The organism is Peptoniphilus sp., assembly GCF_022767005.1.
Classification (GTDB): Bacteria; Bacillota; Clostridia; order Tissierellales; family Peptoniphilaceae; genus Peptoniphilus_A.
Window position 1 is genome coordinate 1 of the sequence record NZ_JALEOV010000067.1, and the last position, 3,794, is coordinate 3,794.

Here is a 3,794-nt window from a genome sequence, read left to right on the forward strand (position 1 = left end):
GAGCCAGAAAGTCCAGTGAAAACTACAAACTTATTTCTTGGGATCTTTAAATCAACATTTTTTAAATTGTTGACTCTCGCTCCCTTTACTATTATTTCATCTTTCAATATAACACCTCATTAAAGAAGGGCAGTCTTTTTCTTTTCTCTTAAATCTTTTATCTTATCCCTTATTTCAGCGGCTTTTTCAAAGTCTAATTCCTCTGCCGCCCTATACATTTCAGGCTTTAAAGCATTGATCATTCCATCAATTTCATCTTTTGTAAATTCATCTTCTTGATCTTTAATATTTTTAAAGTCCACAACATCTTCTGCTGCAATAGTTGTATTTATTACTTCACGCACACTTTTTACTATTGTCTTTGGAGTTATGTTATGCTCCTTGTTGTACTCTTCTTGGATTTTTCTCCTCCTAGAAGTTTCATCTATTGTTATCCTCATTGATTGGGTAATATTATCGGCATACATTATAACTTTTCCACCTGCATTTCTTGCAGCTCGACCTGTTGTCTGAATAAGAGAAGTTACAGAACGAAGGAAACCTTCCTTATCTGCGTCAAGTATACAAACTCTTGAAACTTCTGGAAGGTCAAGCCCTTCTCTAAGAAGATTAATCCCAACAAGGACGTCCACTTTTCCAAGTCTTAAATCTCTAATAATCTTCATTCTCTCTAAAGTATCAATATCAGAGTGCATGTAGGTTACATTATACCCAATTTCTTTTAAATGTCTCGATAAATCTTCGGACATTCTCTTAGTGAGAGTTGTAATTAAAACTCTTTCCTTTCTCTCGATAGCTTCATTTATTTCATTTGTTATGTCATCAATTTGATTTTTTATTGGTCTAACTTCAATTAACGGATCAAGAAGTCCAGTAGGTCTAATAATTTGTTCTACTTGTTGCTCAGTATGTTCGAGCTCATAGGGTCCTGGAGTTGCAGAAACATAGACGCATTGATGCATCATCTCTTCAAATTCCTCAAACCTAAGAGGTCTGTTGTCAAGAGCAGAAGGAAGTCTAAATCCATATTCTACAAGAGTTTCTTTACGAGATCTGTCCCCGTTAAACATTCCTCTAATTTGAGGAATAGTTTGGTGAGATTCATCTATTATCGTCAAAAAATCCTTTGGAAAATAGTCTATTAAGGTGTAAGGTCTTGAACCTGGAGCTCTTCCAGAAAGATGTCTAGAATAATTTTCTATTCCCGAGCAAAATCCCATTTCAGAAAGCATCTCCAAATCGTATCTAGTTCTTTGTTCAAGTCTTTGTGCTTCCAAAAGTTTTTCTTGATCCTTTAAAACCTTTAATCTTTCTTCAAGCTCCTCTTCTATTGTTACAATTGCCTTCTTTACCTTTTCTTCTGAAGTTGCAAAGTGAGATGCAGGAGTGATATAGGCGTGATTTAAGTATGCAATTACTTGACCAGTTAGAGCATTTACTTCCGTAATTCTATCTATTTCATCTCCAAAAAATTCAACACGAATTGAATTTTCAGATGAAGCTGCCGGAAAAATGTCTAAAATATCTCCACGAACCCTAAAAGTTCCACGCTTAAATTCATAATCATTTCTTACATATTGAATGTCGACGAGTTTACTCATTACATCATTTCTATCTTTTATCATTCCCGGTCTAAGTGAAATGGCAAGTTTTTCGTAATCAATTGGATCTCCCAAACCATAAATGCAGGAAACTGATGCAACAATAATTACATCTTTTCTCTCGAAAAGTGCCATAGTTGCAGAGTGGCGAAGTTTATCTATCTCATCGTTTATAGAAGAATCCTTCTCTATAAAAGTATCTGTACCCGGCACATAAGCCTCTGGCTGATAATAGTCATAGTAGGATACGAAAAATTCCACAGCATTTTCTGGAAAAAATTCCTTTAATTCAGAACAAAGTTGGTAGGCAAGAGTTTTATTGTGCGCAATGACAAGAGTTGGTTTTTGAACTCTTTCAATTACATTTGCCATGGTAAAAGTCTTGCCAGACCCAGTAACTCCCAAAAGATTTTGGTGCTTATATCCTTTTTTTATACCTTCAACTAATTTATCTATCGCCTGAGGCTGATCTCCCGTTGGCTTATAATCCGAATGAATTTTAAATTTCACTTAATCACCTTCTAAAAAGCAAAAATATTGGAGTCCGTCCTTTTTTCTGTTCCACCAATATATACATCATCTTTTTTCAAAATAATTTGTCCACGACCCATGTCTTTAAAATCGCTTACTACATTCACATCATGTCCTAGCTTCTTTAGACCATCAATTATATCACTATCAAAGTCGCATTCAACATCAATTTTTTTATCATTAATCCACATAACTCTCGGTGCATCAAGTGCAGCTTGTGGATTTAAGTCAAAATCAATCATATTCATAAGAACTTGTACATGAGCTTGTGGCTGCATAAAAGCTCCCATTATCCCAAAAGCTCCAAGAGCTTTACCATCCTTTGTCAAAAATCCTGGAATAATTGTATGATAAGGAAGCTTTCCTCCTTCAAGAGAATTTGCAAGTCCTTCTTCAAAATAAAAATTTTCCAGGCGATTATTTAGTGCAATTCCAGTTTTTGGCACAACTATTCCTGAACCAAAGCCCGAATAATTTGACTGAATCATGGAGACCATGTTTCCAAATTTATCTGCAGTTGCAAAATATACTGTGTCCGATGATTTTATTGCATAGGATTTTGGCAAAATTGCAAAATCTTCTATATTATTTCGCCTTTTTTCTGCATATTCATCTGATAAAAGCTCTTCTATTTTTATCTTCATAAAATCTTTATCTGCCACAAAAGTTTTTGCATCAGTTAAAGATATCTTTATAGCCTCAATAATTTTGTGAATAGTTGACACATCACTTCTATCTTTTATTTCCATTTTACTTAAAATATTTAATGCCATTAAAACAGAAATTCCATGACCATTTGGAGGTATCTCCCATACATCTATTCCCCTGTAATTGGTTGAAATTGGATCAACATATTTAGGCTCAAAATTTTTTAAGTCCTCTGCACTTAAAAAACCTCCAAGCCTTTCTACTTCTTTTGAAATTTTTTCCGCAATACTTCCCCTATAAAAAGAATCTCCCTTTGTGTCACGGATTTCTCTTAAAGTCTCTGCCATTTCTGGACATTTAAAAACTTCTCCAGCCCTTGGCGCTCTTTTATCAATCGTAAAAGTTTTAAAAAATTCCTTGAACTCATCTCTATCTAATTTTTTATATTTTTCTACGCTTTCTTTCCAAAGCTTTGCAATTTGTGGAGTTACTGCAAATCCCTCTTCCGCATAAGAAATTCCAGGTTCAAAAATTTTTTCAATTGGCATTGTTGCAAAGTCACTATAAAGTTTCATTGCTCCGCCAATTAGTCCCGGCGTGTTAATTACATTTACACCACAGCTTGGCATCTTGCTATGTCCTTTATTTTTCAACGCATTAATAGAAATACTCTTTGGACTTCTACCACTTGCATTCATTGCATAAAGTTTCCCTTCAAAGTAAATAATTGCAAACATATCAGAACCAAGACCATTTCCAGTTGGTTCAACAACTGGTAGCGTCATAGAAATTGCTAAAGCAGCATCAATTGCATTCCCACCATCAAGTAAAATTTTTGCGCCAGCACTTGTTGCATAGGGAGATGATGTTGCAACCATTCCATTTTTCCCAAAAATCACTCTTCTCGTTGAAGGGTGAGGATAATCATTATAATCAAAATTCATTTTTTACCTCAAATATTCTATAACAAATAAAATTTGTAGCTTCCAACTTATATTATTTAACTAAAGATAA

General features: G+C 34.3%; 2 protein-coding genes. Both read right to left on the minus strand.

Annotation, left to right across the window (positions count from 1 at the left end):
- Nucleotides 1–119: 119 nt before the first annotated feature.
- On the minus strand, nucleotides 120–2,111 hold the full coding sequence (gene uvrB / locus MR285_RS05270; RefSeq protein ID WP_293558753.1) for an excinuclease ABC subunit UvrB: 1,992 nt from the start codon (nucleotides 2,109–2,111) through the stop codon (nucleotides 120–122).
- Between the two features lie 11 nt (nucleotides 2,112–2,122).
- Nucleotides 2,123–3,724 (minus strand): gamma-glutamyltransferase family protein, encoded by a 1,602-nt coding sequence (locus MR285_RS05275; RefSeq protein ID WP_293558755.1) that lies wholly within the window; start codon nucleotides 3,722–3,724, stop codon nucleotides 2,123–2,125.
- Nucleotides 3,725–3,794: the final 70 nt, after the last annotated feature.